The organism is Pseudomonas lyxosi, assembly GCF_047758685.1.
Taxonomy (GTDB): Bacteria; Pseudomonadota; Gammaproteobacteria; order Pseudomonadales; family Pseudomonadaceae; genus Aquipseudomonas; species Aquipseudomonas lyxosi.
Genome location: NZ_CP180481.1, coordinates 4,352,246 through 4,368,059, shown reverse-complemented (window position 1 = coordinate 4,368,059; position 15,814 = coordinate 4,352,246). Strand labels below are relative to the sequence as shown.

14 protein-coding genes are annotated in these 15,814 nt (G+C 59.6%); 7 read left to right on the top strand and 7 right to left on the bottom strand.

Going from position 1 to position 15,814, the window contains the following annotated elements; all coding sequences use genetic code 11:
• Positions 1-26 precede the first annotated feature (26 nt).
• Complete coding sequence (locus ACMXYI_RS20200) at positions 27-794, top strand: SDR family oxidoreductase (protein ID WP_008149805.1); 768 nt, start codon at positions 27-29, stop codon at positions 792-794.
• Positions 795-1,052: 258 nt separating this feature from the next.
• Complete coding sequence (locus tag ACMXYI_RS20195; protein ID WP_415768756.1) at positions 1,053-2,168, top strand: Gfo/Idh/MocA family protein; 1,116 nt, start codon at positions 1,053-1,055, stop codon at positions 2,166-2,168.
• Positions 2,169-2,582: 414 nt separating this feature from the next.
• On the opposite strand, the gene ACMXYI_RS20190 is transcribed toward ACMXYI_RS20195, so the two are convergent.
• The 6 genes from ACMXYI_RS20190 to ACMXYI_RS20165 all read right to left on the bottom strand — a co-directional run bounded on the left by ACMXYI_RS20190 (position 2,583) and on the right by ACMXYI_RS20165 (position 8,877).
• Positions 2,583-2,831 (bottom strand): DUF1652 domain-containing protein, encoded by a 249-nt coding sequence (locus tag ACMXYI_RS20190; protein ID WP_415768755.1) that lies wholly within the window; start codon positions 2,829-2,831, stop codon positions 2,583-2,585.
• Positions 2,832-2,960: 129 nt separating this feature from the next.
• The gene (locus tag ACMXYI_RS20185) at positions 2,961-4,457 is read right to left on the bottom strand and encodes a PAS domain S-box protein (RefSeq protein ID WP_415768754.1); all 1,497 of its coding nucleotides are present in this window, start codon (positions 4,455-4,457) and stop codon (positions 2,961-2,963) included.
• Between the two features lie 102 nt (positions 4,458-4,559).
• On the bottom strand, positions 4,560-5,453 hold the full coding sequence (sigJ, locus tag ACMXYI_RS20180) for an RNA polymerase sigma factor SigJ (RefSeq protein ID WP_415768753.1): 894 nt from the start codon (positions 5,451-5,453) through the stop codon (positions 4,560-4,562).
• A 3-nt stretch (positions 5,454-5,456) separates the two neighbouring features.
• Positions 5,457-5,891, bottom strand: coding sequence for a carboxymuconolactone decarboxylase family protein (locus ACMXYI_RS20175; RefSeq protein ID WP_415768752.1), 435 nt, complete (start codon positions 5,889-5,891; stop codon positions 5,457-5,459).
• A gap of 94 nt (positions 5,892-5,985) precedes the next feature.
• Positions 5,986-7,269, bottom strand: coding sequence for a Zn-dependent hydrolase (locus tag ACMXYI_RS20170; protein WP_415768751.1), 1,284 nt, complete (start codon positions 7,267-7,269; stop codon positions 5,986-5,988).
• A gap of 123 nt (positions 7,270-7,392) precedes the next feature.
• On the bottom strand, positions 7,393-8,877 hold the full coding sequence (locus ACMXYI_RS20165; protein ID WP_415768750.1) for an NCS1 family nucleobase:cation symporter-1: 1,485 nt from the start codon (positions 8,875-8,877) through the stop codon (positions 7,393-7,395).
• Positions 8,878-9,428: 551 nt separating this feature from the next.
• Between ACMXYI_RS20165 and hydA the strand changes: the two genes are divergently transcribed.
• The 3 genes from hydA (at position 9,429) to preA (ending at position 13,673) form a co-directional block, all read left to right on the top strand.
• A complete protein-coding gene (gene hydA / locus ACMXYI_RS20160) occupies positions 9,429-10,868 on the top strand; it encodes a dihydropyrimidinase (RefSeq protein ID WP_415768749.1) in 1,440 nt (479 codons plus the stop codon).
• Positions 10,869-11,030: 162 nt separating this feature from the next.
• Positions 11,031-12,398, top strand: coding sequence for an NAD(P)-dependent oxidoreductase (locus ACMXYI_RS20155; protein WP_033054552.1), 1,368 nt, complete (start codon positions 11,031-11,033; stop codon positions 12,396-12,398).
• Positions 12,399-13,673: an NAD-dependent dihydropyrimidine dehydrogenase subunit PreA gene (gene preA / locus ACMXYI_RS20150; protein WP_415768748.1), complete on the top strand. Its 1,275-nt coding sequence runs from the start codon at positions 12,399-12,401 to the stop codon at positions 13,671-13,673. It abuts the gene before it with no gap.
• A 98-nt stretch (positions 13,674-13,771) separates the two neighbouring features.
• Here the strand turns inward: preA and ACMXYI_RS20145 are convergent, their stop codons facing one another.
• Complete coding sequence (locus ACMXYI_RS20145) at positions 13,772-14,392, bottom strand: TetR/AcrR family transcriptional regulator (protein WP_008149783.1); 621 nt, start codon at positions 14,390-14,392, stop codon at positions 13,772-13,774.
• A gap of 140 nt (positions 14,393-14,532) precedes the next feature.
• Between ACMXYI_RS20145 and copC the strand changes: the two genes are divergently transcribed.
• Positions 14,533-14,898 carry a copper homeostasis periplasmic binding protein CopC gene (gene copC / locus ACMXYI_RS20140; protein WP_415768747.1) on the top strand — a complete coding sequence of 122 codons (366 nt, stop codon included), beginning with the start codon at positions 14,533-14,535 and terminating at the stop codon, positions 14,896-14,898.
• A 3-nt stretch (positions 14,899-14,901) separates the two neighbouring features.
• Entirely contained in the window at positions 14,902-15,762 is an 861-nt protein-coding gene (copD, locus tag ACMXYI_RS20135; protein ID WP_415768746.1) for a copper homeostasis membrane protein CopD, read from the top strand.
• The last annotated feature ends 52 nt before the right edge of the window (positions 15,763-15,814 follow it).

Sequence of the window (15,814 nt, the reverse complement as noted above, 5' to 3'; positions counted from 1 at the left end):
ACTGGCCCCAATAACAAGGAAAAACCATGTCCAAGACTCAGTTGTTCGACCTCGACGGCAAAATCGCATTCGTTTCTGGCGCCAGCCGCGGTATCGGTGAAGCCATCGCCAAACTGCTGGCCCAACAAGGCGCCCACGTGATCGTCTCGAGCCGCAAACTCGACGGCTGCCAGCACGTGGCCGACGCGATCATCGCCGCCGGCGGCAAAGCCACGGCCGTTGCTTGCCACATCGGTGAAATGGAACAGATCAGCCAGGTCTTCGCCGGTATCCGCGAACAGTTCGGTCGCCTGGACATCCTGGTCAACAACGCGGCGACCAACCCGCAGTTCTGCAACGTACTGGACACCGACCTCAGCGCTTTCCAGAAAACCGTCGACGTGAACATCCGCGGCTACTTCTTCATGTCGGTGGAAGCCGGCAAGCTGATGCGCGAAAACGGCGGCGGCAGCATCATCAACGTCGCTTCGATCAACGGCATCTCACCAGGGATCTTCCAGGGTATCTACTCGGTGACCAAAGCCGCGGTCATCAACATGACCAAAGTGTTCGCCAAGGAATGCGCGCAGTTCGGCATCCGCTGCAACGCCCTGCTGCCAGGCCTGACCGACACCAAGTTCGCTTCGGCGCTGGTGAAAAACGAGGCTATTTTGAACACAGCATTGCAACAGATTCCGCTCAAGCGTGTGGCGGATCCGAGTGAGATGGCGGGGGCGGTGTTGTATCTGGCGAGTGATGCGTCGAGTTACACCACCGGGGTTTCATTGAATGTGGATGGGGGTTTCCTGTCCTGATCCATTTCACCAGATGAACAAAAAGGCAGCCTCAGGGCTGCCTTTTTGTTTGTTATCGATCGTTCCCACGCTCTGCGTGGGAATGCAGCCAGGGACGCTCCGCGTCCCAACAGCGGACGCAGAGCGTCCAGTGAGGCATTCCCACGCAGAGCGTGGGTACGATCATAAGTAAGAACTTATTTTCTATTATTTGCAATAAGTGAATATTTATTCCATAAATAGCCCTCCTGAAAACAAAATCCCAAAAGGACCCCGGCTATGCGCGAACTCGGTATCGGACTCATCGGCACAGGTTTCATGGGCCGCGCCCATGCCTTGGCGTTTCGCAACGTCAGTGCGGTTTTCGAACTGCCCCTCAAGCTCAAACTCGCCGCCCTGGCTGACGCCGATCCGCAGCGTGCCCGCCACTGCGCCGATGCCTGGGGTTTCGACACCGCTCATAGCGACTGGCAGCAACTGATCGATGACCCCCAGGTCAATCTGATTGCCATCACCACGCCCAATCACCTGCATTACCCCATGGCCATGGCCGCCCTCGCCGCCGGCAAACCAGTGTATTGCGAGAAGCCATTGGCGGTGAATCTGGAACAGGCCGACGCCATGCGTCTGGCGGCCAAAGCGGCAGGCGTGGTGACGCGGGTGGGTTACAACTATCAGCACAACCCGATGATCGCGCTCGCCCGGCAGCTCATTGAAAACGGCGACTTGGGTCAGATCATCAGTTTCCAGGGTGAATTCAGCGAAGACTTCATGGCCGATCCCGCGTCACCCTGGTCGTGGCGTTGCGATGCCGATCATGCCGGTGGTGCACTGGCCGATCTGGGCAGTCACTTGTTGGCCATGGCCCGCTATCTGGTGGGCGATGTCGAGGCAGTGAGCGCCGACACCCAGACCGTGCACCGGCAACGTCCCGCCACGGCTGGCAGCACGGAACTACGCAGTATCGCCGTCGACGATCAGGTCCACGCCTTGTTGCGGTTTGCGAATGGCGCCCGGGGCACATTCAGCAGCAGTTGGCTCAAGCACGGCTACAAGAATCACCTGAGTTTTGAAATCAGCGGCACCCGAGGGACTTTGGTGTTCGATCAGGAACGCCTGAATGAACTGCGTCTGTTTCGTGCCGGTCAGGACGGTTTCCAGCGCCTGCTGGCAGGGCCGAATCTGCCGGGTTATGCGGCGTTCAGTCCGGCGGCAGGGCATCAGCTGGGTTACAACGAACTCAAGACGCTGGAAGTCCATGATCTGGTGATGGCGCTGGCAGGCTTGTCTCAGGGTGGAACGGATTTCGAACAGGCGTGGGAAGTCGAACGCCTGGCGACCGCGATTCGACTGGCAGCGCAGGAATCGCGGTGGGTCAGGATCGAGGAAGTCTGAGCGAAACGCGCGGATAACCGCCAGCAGCACAGCGCCGCTGGCGGTTCAACGTGAGCAGATGGACGCTTACTGAGTGACGCAACGAGTGAGCGTCGTTTCCCGGGTCACTTGCCCCTCAGCCCGCATATCGCCTTGCACATCGGTGTTTTCAGTGGTCTGGCAGGTGCGCACAGGGGGTGGAGGCGGCGCGGCGGGAGGTGGCGGTGGAGGACTCGCACAACCACCCAGAATCGCTATCCAGAGTGCGAACGACAGTGTTGCAAAAATGCGTTTCCCAAGACTTTTCATAGGTTGACCCGCGGTAAGTGATCGACATATTCCGCGACCCAACTGCCTCACCGCGAACCCGCGGACCGGTCACAGAAAAAATACTCTCGTATTCTTTATACGACCTTCGGCAAAACCCGACAGTTCCTAGGACGTTTCGCGACAATGCAATGTGTTGCTCTCGAGTTCATAACGCAGCTCTTCGATCAAAGCTGCCACCGACTCCGGCGTTCTGAGGTTGGCCACACTCAACCCGGTTACCACCAGATCCACCTGCCCCGACACCGGATGATAGAGCTTCACCGTCAGTGATTGATCACCGGTAACACCGCAGTCACAGGCCAACGGCGAAAAGCTCCGCTCCAGTTGCATCCGCAATTGCGCCACATAAATCATCCGGCAGTTCCTGTCGCTGTTTTGAAAGGGACGCGATACCCGAAGACCTGTATCGCACCCTTACAGCGTAAGAACTGCCGCCCCCGTCCAGAACATGAATTTGCACCCCCTCGAGTAGTGCATTTGCACCTACCGCTGGGCCTTGGGCCGCCACTCGCTGGAGAACAAACCACGCTCGCGAGCCCAGACAATCGCCTCGCTACGACTGTGAACGTCGAGCTTGGAATACACCGTCGACACATGGTTGCGCACCGTGTTCGGCGCGAGCTTCAGCCGCGCGGCGATTTCCTTGTCGGCCAGGCCTTCGCAGATCAGGCCGAGCACATCGCGCTCACGGGCGGTCAGGTCGGTGAAAGACACGCTAGGCAACTGCGGCGAGTTGACGTTTTTGGCGTTAGCGAGTTTCTCGATGAGCGTGCGGCTGAACCAGGAGGCATCCTTCATGACCTCTTCTATCGCCGACACCAACTCCAGCTCCGTACGTTTACGTTCGGTGATGTCCATAAACACCAGCAAGTAGCAGGGATTGTCCTGAATGTTCACGGTGTCGGCCGAGACCGCACAATCGATGAGCCCGGTGTCTTTCTTACGGAGGCTGACATCGATGCGATCCAGGCTTCCGGTTTTCTCCAGGGTTGCGAACAGCCGTGTACGTGCGCCCTTGTCATGGATGAAGTCGATCTCTGCGAGGGTCTTGCCGAGCACTTCTTCACGGGGATACGCGAGCGTATCGAGGAAGGCTTCATTGACGTCCATCACCTCCTGATTGATGGCGTTGCACACCAGGATCGGTACCGGGGTCAGTCGAAAAGCCTTGGCGAAACGTTCCTCGCTTTGGCGCAGGGCGATTTCGGCTTTATACCGAGGCTCGATGTCGACGAAGGAAAACAGCATGCAGGCTTCGTCGTTCAGCTCAAGGGGCTGGCCGGCGACGATCACCTGTTTGCTGCCACCGTCGTGTAACTGCAGCTGCGCCTGCATTTGCGGAATGGTTGCCCCTTCACGCAAACGCTGCTTGGCCAGGTCTTTGTTTTCTGCGCCCTCCAGCACGTCCAGTTCATAGGTCGAACGGCCGATCACCTGATCACGGGCAAGGCCGGTCATCTCCAGGAAGCCCGGGTTGACTTTGATGTAGCGCAAATCGCTGAGGCGACAGATCACCGCTGGGGCCGGGTTGGCGTTGAAGGTTTTCTCGAAACGCTGTTCGGCGCTGGCCCACTCCGTGACATCGTTCATGATCAGCACCAGCGACTCCGGCTTGCCAGCGCTGTCGGCCAACACCATGCTGCGCACGCTGTGAACCCAGGTGCGCTCTTCGTCGTCTGCCGGTGTCACCTCAACCAACACATCGCTGAAGGACTCGCCTCGGGCGACGCGGCTGATCGGATAATTGTCGGCCTGAACCGGATGATTATTGCGATAACGCAAGGCGAAGCGCTTGGCATACTCCCTGGCATTCGCCCCCAGCTCGCTGAGCTGCCCGACGCCGTGCATGGCCAACGCGGCGTCATTGGCCCAGAGAAGGGTCTGGTCGAGTTCCAGCAGAATCACCCCATCGGAGAGGCCGGCGATAATCTGCTGCAACTGACGGCGATTGGTTTCGGTGGTCAGGACGTCCTGGCTCATTGGATCTCCACGCGTACGGCGGCGCATTCACGCACCGCCCTGTGAAGATTACGACCGCGGGGGGTTGGGATAGTGCAGAGGACTCATCCGCCGGGCATTGAATTACTGCACATCCAACAAACCCTGCAACCCCGCCAACTTCTCCGGGTTACGCATGATAAAAATCCGGCTCACCCGCCCCGTTTCGTCGAACCCAAACGTCATCGACGCAGTGATGACCCCGTCCGCCTTGATGATTACGCCTTGGGCGCCATTGATTTCGCTCGGCAGCCATTCACAAGTCTGCCAATAGACGTGCAACGACTGGCCAATGAAATCCAGCACGCTGGTAATGCCGGACAAGGTATCGCGGATCGCCGAGGCCTTGCCGCCGCTGTCGGCGCAGAGTTCGACGTCTTCGCTCAGCATCGCGGTCAAGGAAGCGGTCGAGCCGCTGGCGATGGCGCGATGGAAGGCGCTGAGCAATTGGTCCTGACGAGCCGGTTCCGGCTGGAAGCGCGTTTGTCCGCTGCCCAGGCTGGCCTTGGCCCGGGACACCAGTTTGCGGCAGGCAGCCTCTTGAACCCCGACCGCATCCGCGACCTGCGCGTAATCCATGTCGAAAATTTCGTAGAGCAGGTACGCCGCACGCTCTTTGGGGGTTAGCCGTTCCAGCAGCAACAGGAACGCGGTGGACAGCGACGAGGCCAGTTCATGCCTGTGTTCGGGTGAATCCTGATGGGTGGTGTGAATCGGTTCCGGCAGCCAGGTGCCGATGTAATCAACCCGCGACTTGTGAGCAGAACGCAGTAGATCGATGCAGTGCCGGGTGCAGGTCGTGGTCAGCCAGGCGGCCGGCGTGGTAATGGCGGCGCGGTCGGTCTCCAGCCATTTGATGAACAGCTCTTGCACGACATCCTCGGCTTCGGCGCGGGAGCCAAGGATGCGATACGCCAGACCGAGCAAAAAGGGCCGGCGCTGCTCGAACACAGCGGCGGCGTTTTCAGCGGAGTTCATCAATCAGTGCCTCGACACCTGCAAACGGTTCCACAGGTTGATCATGCCGATCTCGGCCGTCAAGGCACCGATTTGCGCGTCATTGAAGTGCTCGCGCAAGTCACCGCGCAGGCTGGCGTAATCGGTCTTTTCATCGAGTACGGTGAGGGCTTCGGTCCAGGCCAGGGCCGCACGTTCAGCAGCAGTGAAATCGCTGACGTGACGCCAGACGATCAGGCGGTCCAGGCGCTCGTCGGTTTCATTGGCTTCACGGGCCTCGCGGGTGTGCATCTTCACGCAGAAACCGCATTGGTTGATCTGCGAGGCACGCAGGTGCAGCAGGTGTTTGAGGGTCGGGGCCAGGTCGTGGCTGTCGAGGGTGACGTGGACCTGGGTCAGGCTTTCGAACACCTGAGGAATCGATTGCAGCAGGTTGACCGGTTGGGTGTTGGACGACATCGTGTTGCTCCACTGTTTGGGGGATTCAACAGGATGACGATTGAGGATTCGGGTTTGTGACGTGCGCTGTTTTTTTCAGCGCACGTCAGGCATATCACGCCGCCAATTGACCGCTGGCAATCGCCGCTGAAGCCGCCAGCATTGCTCGCAGCAACACCGCACACCCGGCCGCCAGGTCATCCGGCGCGGCGTTTTCGATTTCGTTGTGGCTGATGCCGCCTTCGCACGGTACGAAGATCATTCCCGCCGGGCCGAGTTCGGCGAGGAAGATTGCGTCGTGCCCTGCTCCGCTGACGATGTCCATGTGCGACAGGCCCAAGCCTTGGGCAGCGCCGCGTACGGCTTCGACGCAACCTTTGTCGAAGTACAGCGGCGGGAAATCCGCAGTGGGTGTCAATTCAAAGGTCAGGCCGTGCTCCTCGCAGGTGGTTTCGATGACTTCGCGGACTTCGGCAATCATCGAGTCCAGGCGCGCCGGTTCCAGATGCCGGAAGTCCAGGGTCATGCGCACTTCGCCGGGGATGACGTTGCGTGAGCCGGGATAGGCTTGCAGGCAGCCGACGGTGCCGCAGGCATGGGGTTGATGACCGAGGGCGGCGCGGTTGACTGCACCGACGATTACCGAAGCGCCGACCAGAGCATCCTTGCGCAGGTGCATCGGCGTCGGGCCGGCATGGGCTTCAACGCCGCGCAGTTTCAGGTCGAACCATTTCTGCCCGAGGGCGCCCATCACCACACCGATGGTTTTGTGTTCGTCTTCGAGGATCGGGCCTTGTTCGATATGCGCCTCGAAATAGGCGCCGACGGCATGGCCGCTGACCTTGCGCTCGCCAGCATAGCCAATGGCGTTCAAGGCTTCACCGACCGTGACGCCCTCGGCATCGACCTTGGCCAGGGTTTCTTCGAGGGTGAATTTTTCTGCGAATACACCGGAGCCCATCATGCACGGAGCGAAGCGTGAACCTTCCTCGTTGGTCCAGACCACGACTTCCAGCGGCGCTTCGGTTTCCACACCCAGGTCATTGAGGGTGCGCAGCACTTCGACACCGGCCAGTACGCCGAAGCAGCCGTCGAACTTGCCGCCGGTGGGTTGGGTGTCGATGTGGCTCCCGGTCATCACCGGTGGCAGGTTCGGGTTGCGGCCGGGGCGGCGGGCGAAGATGTTGCCCACGGCGTCGATGCTGACGGTGCAACCGGCCTCCTCGCACCAATTCACGAAAATGTCCCGGGCCTGACGGTCGAGGTCGGTCAGGGCCAGGCGACAGACGCCGCCCTTGACCGTGGCGCCGAGCTTGGCCAGGTCCATGAGCGACTGCCACAAGCGGTCGCGGTTGATGTGCTGATGGGTGGACTGCAGAACGTCTACGGCAGCGTTCATGATGATCTCCTCAGTTCTTCTAGTTCCCACGCTCTGCGTGGGAATTCATCCATGGACGCTCTGCGTCCAGGCTTGGGACGCGGAGCGTCCCGGGCTGCATTCCCACGCGGAGCGTGGGAACGATCAAACTGCAGATTTCGCAACAGACGGACTGGGGCGCATAGAGCACAACCCGTAATAAATCAGCCCGCCCAGTGCCGAGCCGGTGAACCAGCCATAGTCGTAGAACCAGCTGAATGCATTGCTACCGAGTGACAGCAACGTCAGCGCCACCGGCACACCGAACGCGATAAACCCGAACCAGTTCCACGCCGGGTAAACGTCATCGCGATAGAGGCCGGCCAGATCCAGTTGCTGTTTCTTGATCAGGAAATAGTCCACCACCATGATCCCGGCGATCGGGCCCAACAGGCTCGAATAGCCCAGCAACCAGTTGGAATACACCGTTTCCAGGCTTAAATCCGAGACGATCAAACCGAGCTTCTTCAACAGCTCATGGGCCATCAGCGCCAAACCGACCAGACCGGTGAGCATCACCGCTTTGGTGCGATTGATGAACTTGGGCGCGACGTTCTGGAAATCGTTGGTCGGCGAAACGATATTCGCCGCCGTGTTGGTCGACAGCGTGGCGATGATGATCAGCGCCATGGCCAGCGCGACCCAGACCGGGCTCTGGATATGGCCGATCAGGGTGACCGGATCGGAGACGGTGACGCCCACCAGTTTGACCGAGGCGGCCGTCATCACCACACCGAGGGAGGCGAACAGGAACATGGTCAGGGGCAAGCCGATAATCTGCCCGACGATCTGATCCTTCTGGCTTTTCGCATAGCGGCTGAAATCCGGAATGTTCAGGGACAAGGTGGCCCAGAACCCGACCATGGCGGTCAGCCCGGCGGCAAAGTAACTGACCACGCTGGCCCCTTCCGGACGTTTGGCCGGGATCGCCATCAATTCGCTCATCGATACGTTCGGCATCGCCCACACCAGCAGCCCCGCGCCCACCAGCACCAACAACGGTGCAGAGAGGGTTTCAAGCCATTTGATCGAGTCCGCACCGCGAATCACCACCCACAGGTTCAAGGCCCAGAACACCATGAACCCGATCACTTCACCGGTGCCGCCGAGGGATTTCCAACCATCGAACACCGAGCCGAGAAACAGGTGAATGGCCAGTCCGCCGAACATCGTCTGAATGCCGAACCAGCCACACGCCACCACCGCCCGGATCAGGCACGGAATGTTGGAACCGAGGATGCCGAAGGACGAACGCAACAACACCGGAAACGGAATGCCGTACTTGGTGCCGGGAAAGGCGTTCAGGGTCAACGGGATCAGTACGATGATGTTGGCGAACAGAATCGCCAGCAGCGCTTCACCGACGCTCAGGCCGAAATGCGCGGTGAGCACGCCGCCGAGGGTGTAGGTCGGCACGCAGATCGCCATGCCGACCCACAATGCTGTGATGTGCCATTTGTTCCAGGTTCGTTCGCGCACCTTGGTCGGTGCCATGTCGTGGTTGTAACGGGGACTGTCGAGGACGTCACTGCCGGCTTCGAGCTCGAACAAGCCGTCGCGCTCGGTCACTTGCGATCTGATCTGTTGCATGGCCGCTCCACTGTTCTTTTGATTATTGTTGCTCATCAGGGGCTGGCGGCATCAATTAACGTGCCGGTTACCCCGTTTGCGCATCGGGCAGTTCCATAAAAACTTTGTAACCAACTGATGTTTATCAGTTTTATTTATATAGCCTATGAGTCACCGGTGACTTGCTTGTTCACTCAGGCCAAATGCCAGGCAAGTTGTCCGAACAGTCAGGACTCAATCTGGTGCATACCACTTTTTTTCAATGTTGCGCATCAACCATAGACCATCCTCAAGCGGCTGATTTCACATAAGAAATCTCGTCTATTTTTACAACCTGTCAAGTGCGTCAAAATGGTGATAGGCCTCACCATTTTGGTGATTTACAAACTTATTCGTTATTTATCAGTACGTTAAAACAGATATAAGCTTATAAAAAATATTCTTGCTCAATCCTCAAACTCAGACTAGCGTTTATTCCTGACAGCGCTGACAGGAATACACCTGTTTGCGTCGGCTTCATATAAAACATTTAGAACCGGCACAAGTCGGTCATTGCCTGCGAGGAACTCGGAATGTCTCTGTTGATCCGTGGCGCCACCGTTATTACCCATGATGAAAGTTATCGCGCCGACGTCTATTGCGCCGACGGCGTGATCAAAGCCATCGGCGAAAATCTTGATGTTCCGGCGGGTGCCGAAGTGCTCGACGGCAGCGGCCAATACCTGATGCCCGGCGGCATCGATCCGCACACGCACATGCAACTGCCCTTCATGGGCACGGTGGCCAGTGAAGACTTCTTCAGCGGTACCGCGGCGGGACTCGCCGGTGGCACGACGTCGATCATCGACTTTGTGATTCCCAATCCGCAGCAATCCTTGATGGAAGCCTTTCATCAGTGGCGCGGCTGGGCCGAGAAGTCGGCGTCGGATTACGGTTTCCACGTCGCGATCACCTGGTGGAGTGAACAGGTGCGCGAGGAAATGGCCGAGCTGGTCAGCCAGCACGGGGTCAACAGCTTCAAGCACTTCATGGCCTACAAGAACGCGATCATGGCCGCCGACGACACCCTGGTGGCGAGTTTCGAGCGCTGCCTGGAACTGGGCGCAGTGCCGACCGTGCATGCGGAAAACGGTGAGCTGGTCTATCACCTGCAACGCAAGTTGATGGCCCAGGGCATGACCGGCCCTGAAGCGCATCCGTTGTCGCGCCCTTCGCAGGTGGAAGGTGAAGCGGCCAGTCGGGCGATCCGCATCGCCGAAACCCTGGGCACGCCGCTGTATCTGGTACACGTCTCGACCAAGGAAGCCCTCGACGAAATCACCTACGCCCGCAGCAAGGGCCAACAAGTCTACGGCGAAGTCCTGGCCGGGCATTTGCTGCTGGACGACAGCGTCTACCAACACCCGGACTGGCAGACCGCCGCCGGTTACGTGATGAGCCCGCCCTTCCGTCCGCGCGGCCATCAAGAAGCACTTTGGCACGGCCTGCAATCGGGCAACCTGCACACCACCGCCACCGATCATTGCTGCTTCTGCGCCGAGCAAAAAGCCGCCGGCCGTGATGATTTCAGCAAGATCCCGAATGGCACGGCCGGTATCGAAGACCGCATGGCGGTGCTCTGGGATGAAGGGGTAAACACCGGGCGATTGTCGATGCAGCACTTCGTGGCGCTCACCTCCACCAACACAGCGAAGATCTTCAACCTCTACCCGCGCAAAGGCGCGATTCGCGTCGGTGCGGACGCGGATCTGGTGCTGTGGGATCCGGAAGGTACGCGCACGATTTCGGCGAAGACTCACCATCAGCAAGTGGACTTCAACATCTTCGAAGGCAAGACCGTGCGCGGTGTTCCGAGTCATACCGTCAGCCAGGGCCGGGTGGTATGGGCCGATGGTGATTTGCGGGCCGAGCGTGGTGCCGGGCGGTATGTCGAACGGCCGGCGTATCCGGTGGTGTTTGATTTGCTGAGTAAGCGGGCTGAGTTGAACAAGCCTGTTGCCGTGAAACGCTGACGCCGTACACCCGATCGTTCCCACGCTCCGCGTGGGAATGCAGCCCGGGACGCTCCGCGTCCCAGAAGCGGACGCAGAGCGTCCATTGAGGCATTCCCACGCAGAGCGTGGGAACGATCAGCCCATCAGAGGCAGTACCTCAATAACCGTGAGGCTAACACCGTGATCAAGACCCTGAACCACCTCCCGCATCCGCACGAGAATGCGGCCGCCCTCGCCGGCCATTTCACCGATCTGGCACCGCCGCTCAACGACCGTCAGGCCCACCTGGAAGCCTCGCGTTGCCTGTACTGCTACGACGCACCGTGCGTGAATGCCTGTCCGAGCGAGATCGACATTCCGTCTTTCATTCGCAATATCCACCAGGAAAACGTTCAGGGCGCCGCGCAGAAAATCCTCTCGGCGAACATCCTCGGCGGCAGTTGCGCCCGGGTGTGCCCGACGGAAGTGCTTTGCCAGCAAGCCTGCGTGCGCAACAACGACCATGAATGCGCACCGGTGCTGATCGGCCTGTTGCAGCGTTACGCCGTCGACAACGCACACTTCAGCGAACACCCCTTCACGCGTGCTGCATCAACCGGCAAACGCATCGCGGTGGTCGGCGCCGGACCGGCCGGTTTGTCCTGCGCTCACCGCAGTGCCATGCACGGTCATGACGTGGTGATTTTCGAGGCACGGGAAAAGGCTGGCGGCCTCAACGAATACGGGATCGCCAAGTACAAACTGGTGGACGACTACGCGCAGAAGGAGCTTGAATTCCTATTGGAAATCGGCGGGATCGAAATCCGCCACGGGCAGAAACTTGGAGAGAACCTGACCCTCAGCGATCTGCATCAGCAGTTCGATGCGGTGTTCCTTGGGCTGGGTCTGGCCGCCAGCAAACAGCTGGGGCTTGCTCATGAAGAGGCACCCGGTCTGCTGGCCGCCACCGATTACATCCGCGAACTGCGTCAGGCCGATGACCTGACCCAACTCCCCCTCGCTGACCGTTGTATCGTTTTGGGTGCCGGCAACACCGCCATTGACATGGCCGTGCAAATGGCTCGCCTCGGGGCACGCGACGTCAACCTGGTGTACCGCCGCGGCGTCGAGGAAATGGGCGCCACCGGCCACGAACAGGACATCGCCAAAGCCAATCAAGTGCGTTTGCTGACTTGGGCACAACCCGAAGAAGTCTTGCTCGATGCTCAAGGCCAAGTACGCGGCATGCGCTTCGCTCGGACCTGGTTAGTCGAAGGTCGCCTGCAAACCACTGGCGAAACGTTCGAACTGGCCGCTGACGCCATTTTCAAAGCCATCGGCCAGGCCTTCGACGCCAGTGCCCTCGTCGACCCGCTGGCCCGTGAACTCAAGCGCCAGGGTGAGCGGATTCAAGTGGACGAAAACCTGCGCACCAGCATCCCCGGCGTGTACGCCGGCGGCGACTGCACCAGTCTCGATCAGGACCTCACCGTACAGGCCGTGCAGCACGGCAAACGGGCCGCCGAGGCCATCAACGCCCAACTCATGCTCAACGTGGAGGCTGCGTAAATGGCCGATCTCTCGATTGTCTTCGCCGGCATCAAAGCCCCCAACCCGTTCTGGCTGGCCTCCGCGCCACCCACCGACAAGGCCTACAACGTGGTCCGCGCCTTCGAGGCTGGCTGGGGCGGCGTGGTCTGGAAAACCCTGGGTGAAGACCCGGCGGCGGTCAACGTATCGTCGCGTTACTCAGCGCACTTCGGTGCCAACCGTGAAGTGGTGGGTTTCAACAACATCGAGCTGATCACCGATCGTTCGCTGGAGATCAACCTGCGGGAAATCACCCAGGTCAAAAAGGACTGGCCGGACCGCGCGCTGATCGTGTCGCTGATGGTGCCCTGCGTTGAAGAATCCTGGAAATTCATCCTGCCGCTGGTGGAAGCCACCGGTGCCGATGGCATCGAGCTGAACTTCGGTTGCCCGCACGGGATGCCGGAGCGCGGCATGGGCGCGGCGGTCGGCCAGGTGCCGGAGTATGTCGAGCAGGTCACCCGTTGGTGCAAGACGTACTGCTCGCTGCCGGTGATCGTCAAGCTCACGCCGAACATCACCGACATTCGCGTCGCCGCCCGCGCGGCTCATCGGGGTGGTGCGGATGCGGTGTCCTTGATCAACACGATCAACTCGATCACCAGCGTGAACCTGGAGCGCATGGTCGCCAATCCCGCCGTGGGCAGCCAAAGCACTCATGGTGGTTATTGCGGTTCGGCGGTGAAGCCGATTGCGCTGAACATGGTCGCCGAAATCGCCCGCGATCCACAGACGCAAGGCCTGCCGATCTCCGGCATTGGCGGCATTGGCAGCTGGCGCGACGCCGCGGAATTCATTGCGCTGGGCAGCGGCTCGGTGCAGGTGTGCACGGCGGCAATGCTGCATGGCTTCCGGATTGTCGAGGAGATGAAGGACGGTTTATCGCGCTGGATGGACAGTCAGGGCTACGCCAGCGTGTCAGAGTTTTCCGGGCGTGCGGTGGGCAACACCACGGACTGGAAGTACCTGGACATCAACTATCAGGTGATTGCCAAGATTGACCAGGAGGCGTGCATTGGTTGCGGTCGTTGCCACATTGCTTGCGAAGACACTTCGCACCAGGCGATTGCCAGCCTGAAGCAGGCGGACGGGACGCATAAATATGAAGTGATTGATGATGAGTGCGTGGGGTGCAATCTGTGTCAGATCACGTGCCCGGTGCAGGATTGTATCGAGATGGTGCCGATGGAGAACGGGAAGCCGTTTCTGGATTGGAATCATGATCCGAGGAATCCGTACCACGTCGCTCCCTAACTGATCGTTCCCACGCTCTGCGTGGGAATGCAGCCCGGGACGCTCCGCGTCCATTGAGGCATTCCCACGCGGAGCGTGGGAACGATCGATCTTAAGCCTCAAGGCTCCAACCCAATCCCCCGCAAAATCACACTCGTCACCGTCTGCACCGCCCGCTCAAACTGCATGTCCGACAACGGCTGATGGTCATTCAGAATATTCACCTGATGATCAAAGTCGGCGTAGTGCTGCGTCGAGGCCCAGATCATGTACAGCAGGCTCGAAGGTTCCACCGGCAGGATGCGTTTGTCATCCACCCACTGGCGAATTTTCGCTTCTTTCATCTTGGCCCAGTCGTACAGGCTGACGTCCAGCTTCTCACCCAAGGTCGGCGCACCATGGATGATTTCGTTGGCCCAGACTTTGGAGCCGTAAGGTCGGCTGCGGGAGTGGTTCATCTTGGCGCGGATGTAACTGCTGAGCACCACGCGCGGGTCGTCGAACATCTCGAAGCACAGCGCGTCTTGTTTCCACACTTCCAGCAAACCCAACAGCACGGCGCTGTACAGCTCACTCTTGGTGCTGAAGTAGTAATGCAGGTTGGAGCGCGGTAGTTGCACTTCGGCGGCGATGTCGGCCATGGCGGTGCCGCCGAAACCTTTTTCGGCGAAAACCTTTTCGGCCCCCAACAGAATTTTCTCGACGTTACTGCGACGAATCTCGATCTTGTGATTGCCCATGAGGGCTCCCTGACAACAGCGTTGCTCAAGACTAGCATCCGCTCTACCTCGCGGCGACAAGGGAAAACGAAACTTCGTACACCCAGCTTCTCGCAGGTAAACTGACCGCCTTTTCGAACCCGCCTCAGAGGTATTCCACGATGCTGCTCAAGAAAACGCTGACCACCGTCGCCCTGCTCGGCTCGTTGTTCGCCGCTTCATCGGTGTTTGCCCACGCCCATCTGAAAAGCCAGGCCCCGGCCGCCGACAGCACGGTGAGCGCGCCGTCGGAACTGCGCCTGGTGTTTTCCGAAGGCGTTGAAGCGACCTTTTCCAAGGTCACGATCAGCAAGGACGGCAGCGACGTGCCGGTGAAGAGCCTCGCCACCGAAGGCAGCGACAAGAAAACCCTGATCGTCACCCCGGCCGAGCCGTTGGCAGCGGGTGCCTACAAAGTCGAATGGCACGCGGTGTCGGTCGATACCCACAAAAGCGAAGGCGCCTATAGCTTCAAGGTTGGCCAGTAATTCATGACGAGCGCGATGGTGCTGTGCCGCTTTCTGCATTTCACTGTTGTGCTGATGCTGTTCGGGGCCTGGGTGTTCAGGCCTCTGCTGGTCAATGGCGGCGCTGGAAATCTGGATCGGCGATTGGCCAGAACAAGCCGCTGGCTGGCGGCGGTGACCTTGGTCACTGGCGTTAGCTGGTTGCTGCTGATCACGGCCAGCATGGCCGGTTCGTGGGACGCGGCATTCGATCCGTTGACCCTGCAACTGGTGCTGGGCAAGACGTTTTTCGGCCAGGTCTGGCGCTGGCACTTGCTGCTCAATGCGTTGTTGGTCGCGCTGCTGATGACGCCCTTGCATGCAAACCTGCCCCTGCGAATCGGCCTCGCCAGCCTGCTGCTGGCCACCCTCGCCCCGGTCGGACACGGTGCCATGCTCGACGGCCTCAACGGCCAATTGCTGATCCTCAATCAAATCATTCACCTGACCTGCGTCGGCGCCTGGCTCGGCGGTTTGACGTTGTTGGTGATGATCCTGCTGCAACCGGCAGAGCATTCCATCAAAGCGACATTGCAACGCTTCAGCGGCGTTGGTTACGTATTGGTGGCGGGGTTGGTAATGACCGGTTTGATCAACGTGCGGGTACTCACCGGGCAATTCTGGCCGACGCCGTTGCTGTCCGGATTTGCGCTGATTCTGTTGATCAAGGTTGTGCTGGTCGCCGCGATGCTGGGGCTGGCGCTGTTCAATCGACTGCGGATCAACGACTGCGAGCAGCGTCGGATCGCTCTGAAAACTAGCGTAATCCTCGAATGGTTGCTCGGGATGGGAGCGGTTGCCGCGGTTTCACTTCTGGGCACCATGCCCCCGATGATCGTGAGCTAAAACACAAAACCCTGATCGCACCAAGTCATCGTACAACTTCTGATTGACATTC